This window comes from Tunturiibacter empetritectus (assembly GCF_014201375.1).
GTDB classification, from domain to species: Bacteria; Acidobacteriota; Terriglobia; order Terriglobales; family Acidobacteriaceae; genus Edaphobacter; species Edaphobacter lichenicola_D.
The window spans coordinates 1-5484 of the sequence record NZ_JACHDZ010000013.1 but is presented as its reverse complement, the minus strand read 5'-3'; the positions used below and the strand labels follow the sequence as shown (position 1 = coordinate 5484).

Here is a 5484-nt window from a genome sequence, read left to right as displayed (position 1 = left end):
CATCCCGACTCCTTCCTCACGCTGGCCCTGGTCTCTAAACCAGACATAGTCTACGGGCTTCACTTGAGCCTTCGCCCTTATCTAATCAGCCTTTGGTGGAGGGTCTAGTCTCCTGGCCATGATGAGTTGCGCCGCGTGCTCTTCCTGATAAACGGGACGGTCATGGATGACCATTTTCGGGAGCAGGTTTTGAGCACGCCGTTGGGAACTGTTCGGTCGTCCTAGCTATCCAGTGCAGACCTTGGTGGGAACTCTAAATCGCCGACGTGGTGCGGTAAAGTGGGAGCGCGATGTTGCGCTTCCAAGCCGAAGGCATCTTTTCCGCGCCTGCTTAGGCCGCCGTCGCGGTCGTTGGTGCGCGATACTCTTCGCCACTTGATAGGACTGCCCAGGCGACGCGAGCCAGCTTGTTGGCTGCGGCCGCGTCGCTGCGGCAACAAGCGATTTTGCCTGGCACATCCAACTTGTTATCCCACACCTTCAAGGGGCGTCCGCGCGGTGCCATAGGCTACGTCGGCGTCGCAACCGGCACCCCCGGCGTAAAGGTCCTCGCCGTCCGTTAAAAGTCCTTCCCCAACTCCCCGCCTCGGACTCATATCTCGATCTCTGATCAATACGGTACGTTTGCCAAAAAACGAGATCATCAAATCACACTCTGCGCTCTGGCCACGCGATACCTTCGTGCCATGAGCCCGGTAAGGATGTGGACGAGGCACCCATGCCAGTTTGGAGCTGGGGTGTTCCAGGTGGCCCTTATATACCGCAATCCCAGACGCCTGACCCGGCCCGCAGCTAGCATTCCTCTTTGGTAGTAAACGCGGCGACAACCAGTTCCCGGAAAACGGGATTATGGGCAGGTGACGGCCATCAGTTTCCGAAAACGCTTTTTTCGGGAGCAACTAACATTGGTCAACAGAAACGCGTTTCACAGGAGTTATCCGCCCAAGGACTAGCCGCTCCTTCTGAAGTCAAGATAAACTTCCGCTAATTTGCGGCCGCCAATCATCTTTGGCTTAGCTCTCCTGAGGCAACCTTACGATTAAACTGGTCAGAATCATTTCGTGGGATACTCAATGATTGCCAGGATTCCCCTGCAAAATGTCGCGCCAACAAAACGATTTGACCTACGTGGTGGGGATAGTGCGCCAGTTGACGATTGATCGCTTGCATTACCGAATGAGCCTCTCCTCGAATCGTTACTATTCGATCAAGGTCTGCATCCGTGATCTCTTCCAGAGTTCCCATTAAACGCGACCAGCCATCCTCCCACATTCTGAGGAGCTCGTTGCGAGTTGTGGGTGGCGAGACGAATTCATCATCTCGGTTTCGACTCGGCTTCTCACCATCCGTCGTTAGGAAGTCGCTCCAACGAGAGCACATATTTCCGGAAAGATGCTTCACAATAATCGCGATCGAATTTGATTCTGCGTCCAGCTGTCTGAAGAGCTGTTCGTCGGAGATCTGATCCATCGCTCTCTCAGCGAGTCTCTTGTAGTAAGCGAAGAGAGATAAACTGTCCGCGATATAAGAGGTGGTTAACTTTAGCGCCATAGGATTTACATTATCCTTTTGGTCGCGTCGAGTGAAATCTGCTTTCAGTGCAAGGGACCGTTCGGCCATATAGTTCGATTAGTTCACGTTGCTACACAAGGTGTATTTGTCCTCATAAGTCGGCTTGTCGCACCTGACGAGGTCAGCCGGGATGACCGTCAAATATTTACTGTAGTCTGAGCTTTCGTGATAACGTGTCCCATCAGCCTGGTCTTCCGCAGGGTTTATTTGAGGTAATTCACCATGCCGACACCGATCAAGCATCTGGTCGTCCTGATGCTTGAAAACCGCTCCTTCGATCACATGCTCGGCTTCATGAAGTCCCTCAACCCAGCCATCGATGGCCTTAACGGAGATGAGTGGAACTACCCGGCCCGTGAGCTCGATCCCAATGTTATCGTCACTCCGGACGCGGGTGACGTCCACGATCTCACCCCCGACCCTCACCACGATTTCGGCGACGTCGCCGCTCAGATCTTCAGCAGCGGCACCACCGGCCCTGCCGACATGCGCGGGTTCGTCCGCGACTACTATAATCTGACCCGGGACCCCGTCCGCGCCGGTAACGTCATGAAGTGCTTCACCCCGGCGACCCTCCCGGTCCTCACCACACTTGCCACCCAGTACGCCGTCTGCGACCGCTGGTTCTCCGCTGTTCCCGGTTCCACCATTCCCAACCGCATGTTCGTACATGGTGCCAACTCTGTTGGCTCGGTCAATCAGGACGCCATCGACGCGCCTTTCTTGCTTCATACCATCTTCGAGAGCTTCGACAAGACTACCCCCTACGACTTTCGCATCTACGCCAACGGCGCATCCATCCTCATCGCCAACAAGTACCTCATGCTGCATCAGGGAAAGTTCTTTCCCTACTCTCAGTTCGTTGCTGACGCTAGTGCCGGTAATTTGCCGGCCTATACCTTCATCGAACCCACCTACGATGACGATGACCAGGGCAATTTTGCCAACAGCCAACATCCCGACTTTCCCATTGATCGCGGCGAGGCCCTCATCTCCGATGTCTATTACGCGCTCACGAAGAGTCCCGGCTGGAAAAACACTCTCTTCCTCATCCTCTACGATGAACACGGCGGCACCTTCGACCATGTCACGCCTCCCACCGTGACGCGTCAGCCCTCGTCGGCAGGAGTCCCCGACGTTACTACCTCCCCCGACCCGCCCTTCGACTTCACGCGCCTGGGCGTCCGCGTTCCCGCTGTCTTTATCTCCCCGTGCATTCCCCCCAACACGGTCCTGCACGATCGCGATTATGAGCACTCCTCCGTTGTCGCCACAGTTCGAAAGCTCTTCTGTCCTGGCAGCAAGCAGCTTACCTGGCGCGAAGCCCAGGCACCCACTTTTGACGACGTCCTAACCCTTACTGGCGACGGCATTCGTACCGATGTCGTGAAGCTCCCCAACCCCGTTGTATCCGGTGGCATTCAGATTCAGGCCTCGGCCGAGCAGCGAACCGCCACTGATCTCTCCGTTCTCATGGCAAGGGCCATGCAACACTCGCTCGACCAAGCAAATCTTAAGTCGGCCGGAGACGCCAGCACCCTCACCAACGCCGCCGAAGTCTCACAATATCTTCGCCAGGCTCAACAGAATGTCATCGCAGGCGTAGGCAAATGACGACCCGCTTCAAACTCGTCGTGCTCGTCGCGTTCTTCGCATCTGCGGCCTCGGTGCACGCGCAATCCAAGAGCATGTGCAAGACCTTCTTCGACTCTACCGCCAAGCTTCACACCCGTGTCGAATGCGCTGAAGCGCTCTTTTCCGATCCCAAGTTTCATTTCACCTTCTCCGGTCTGCCTCCCGGCAACGGCTTCGCTCTCGGCGGCATGTTCGAGGATGAGGTCGACAACATCTCCAGTTCCGGCAAGTTATCCTCCAAACAAGCCAAGCTCTCCATCGTTGGGTCTGTCAACCAAAGCTGGGTCGCTTCCGGCATCTTCGACTTCACGCCCCCTGTCTACACGCCGGACCGCAACAAGAACAGCGAGGTTTGTCAGCGACTCGGAGTCCTCTGCACCAAGACCCAATTCTCTCTCCACGCTCAAGGGGTCCATCGCAGCCTGCAGACCCTCTCCTTCTATGGACTCGGCCCTCTCTCGCCCGCCCTCAAACACACCTTTCACCAGAACGATACTTTTGGCGACATCGCCGCAAACCTCCCGCTCACCGACCACTTCGCGCTCAGCAGCGGCATCGAGTTTCTCCAGCCTGATCTCCCACCGACAAACGACCCTCTCTCAGTCAGCAACAGCTTCACCAACCTCACCGCGCCAGGGCTGCAATCTCAGCCTTTCTTCACTCATACGAACATCGCAATCGTCACTACGGCCAGCGCCCTTACGAATCCTCGCACCAACGACGACCCGCTTAACCACACTGGTCCTCTCATGAAACGGAATATACGTTTCACTTTCTACAACCAGGCCGCTTACCACTGGTACTCGGGTGTCAACAACTCTTCGAGCTCCTTCCAGCGCTTCGTTTTCTCCGGTGACGAGTCCATTGCCTTTGGCTCGAACGTTCGCCGCTACGTTACCGTTGCCGACATCGGTCACAGTCTTGGCTCGCGCCTCCTCTATCGGATCCTCCAAAATGCCTGTGGAAACGGTCATGAGAAGCTCACTGCTCCCGGCGACTATGTCCTCAAGGTAACGCAACAGTGCAACTACGGTAAGTTCGATTTTCGCTCCAACCTGGCCGTCTCCAACACCGGCACAGGCTCTATCATCCCTTTCTATTTGCAACCCACCGTCGGCGGCTCCGACATCAACTCGCAAATCAGCCTCCGCGGCTTTCCGAACTACCGCTTCCGCGATCGCAACGCCGTCTTCGCCCAAGTCGAGTACACCGTCCCCATCGCCGATCCTGTCGGCCTGCTTCTCTTCTACGACGCAGGCCGCGTCGGCTCCACGTTGTCCGATCTCACCTTCTCCCATCTCCGCCAGGACGCAGGCTTCGGCGCTACCTTCAGCCTTCAAGGAAACGTCGTCGCCCAGACGTACGTAGCATGGGGCGCTGGGCATGGACCAACCTTGAACTATAACTTCCGCAAGCTGTTCTGATCACCGTCTGAGTGCCCGGGCACGGGGCAAACCACCGCAACATTCCAACCGTGTCGAGTCAGCACAGTCTTTTGATCGCAGGCGGCAGATCGCTCGCCGCGACGGAAGAAGCGGGTCAAGAGAGGAGTGTTTATGGTGACCTATGTCCGCAGACTCAAACGGACGATGTCAGCACGCATGCAGGAGAGTTGCACCACCGGCTACAATGAGCCATTCCGCCAAGCGAGTCTCCCATACCTAGAGTCAAGGTCCTAAAAGGAGTTGCACACAATCTCGGTAGCTCCTTTACGAGCCTGATGAACTACGCTGGCGATGCTCTTCCATAGGGCATGTTCTGCGGTTTGCGCGGGAGAGTGGAGTCGATACCTTAACGATCAACCTGCTCAGCGGCCAAGGCCGCCCGGATGCTCTTCTAAGGGAACCAATTTCGGGCCTACCAAATTGGTATTCGAAGATGTTCCTCAGGTTAGTCCAGAGCGCGGGGTCAGATCCGGAGTTGATTCGGTCCGCGACGCTCAAACTGACTTACGATTTGCAGCGTAACCGCCCAAGCCCGATTCCGGGCGAGCCTCAGAGCCCATACACATGCGATGTTTCGATAGCCGATATTCGCGGGAAAGAATACGCAGCCCATCAACGGCTGGTGGTTTGTCGAAAGGATGGAACTCAACAAACCCGTCAGTCCATCTGTCCGCATATGGTGGAATCCACTCACCTGGTTTCGATGGCGTAGAGGTATGAAGACCGGATAAGTCCTCATAAATGGGATGAGCAGGTCCTCCGAAGGAGGAGCAGACTATTCCCATGAAGAAGCCAGCGCAGCACCTCATCGCTGAAGTTCCACGCAGACAGG

At 56.2% G+C, this 5484-nt stretch carries 3 protein-coding genes; 2 read left to right on the top strand and 1 reads right to left on the bottom strand.

The window, feature by feature from the left end; genetic code table 11:
* Positions 1 to 1002: 1002 nt before the first annotated feature.
* Positions 1003 to 1551, bottom strand: a complete 549-nt coding sequence (locus HDF10_RS20515; RefSeq protein ID WP_183816859.1) for a DUF1572 family protein — start codon at positions 1549 to 1551, stop codon at positions 1003 to 1005.
* Between the two features lie 243 nt (positions 1552 to 1794).
* On the opposite strand from HDF10_RS20515, the gene HDF10_RS20510 reads away from it, so the two are divergent.
* Together HDF10_RS20510 and HDF10_RS20505 are read left to right on the top strand one after the other, a co-directional pair.
* Positions 1795 to 3186 (top strand): alkaline phosphatase family protein, encoded by a 1392-nt coding sequence (locus tag HDF10_RS20510; protein ID WP_183816857.1) that lies wholly within the window; start codon positions 1795 to 1797, stop codon positions 3184 to 3186.
* Complete coding sequence (locus HDF10_RS20505) at positions 3183 to 4631, top strand: hypothetical protein (protein ID WP_183816855.1); 1449 nt, start codon at positions 3183 to 3185, stop codon at positions 4629 to 4631. Before HDF10_RS20510 ends, HDF10_RS20505 begins: the two co-directional genes overlap by 4 nt.
* Positions 4632 to 5484 lie beyond the last annotated feature (853 nt).

Bases quoted from the DNA above. Each gene is read 5' to 3' on its own strand.
- HDF10_RS20515 (WP_183816859.1), bottom strand. From the start codon at position 1,551: ATGGCGCTAAAGTTAACCACCTCTTATATCGCGGACAGTTTATCTCTC.
- HDF10_RS20510 (WP_183816857.1), top strand. From the start codon at position 1,795: ATGCCGACACCGATCAAGCATCTGGTCGTCCTGATGCTTGAAAACCGC.
- HDF10_RS20505 (WP_183816855.1), top strand. From the start codon at position 3,183: ATGACGACCCGCTTCAAACTCGTCGTGCTCGTCGCGTTCTTCGCATCT.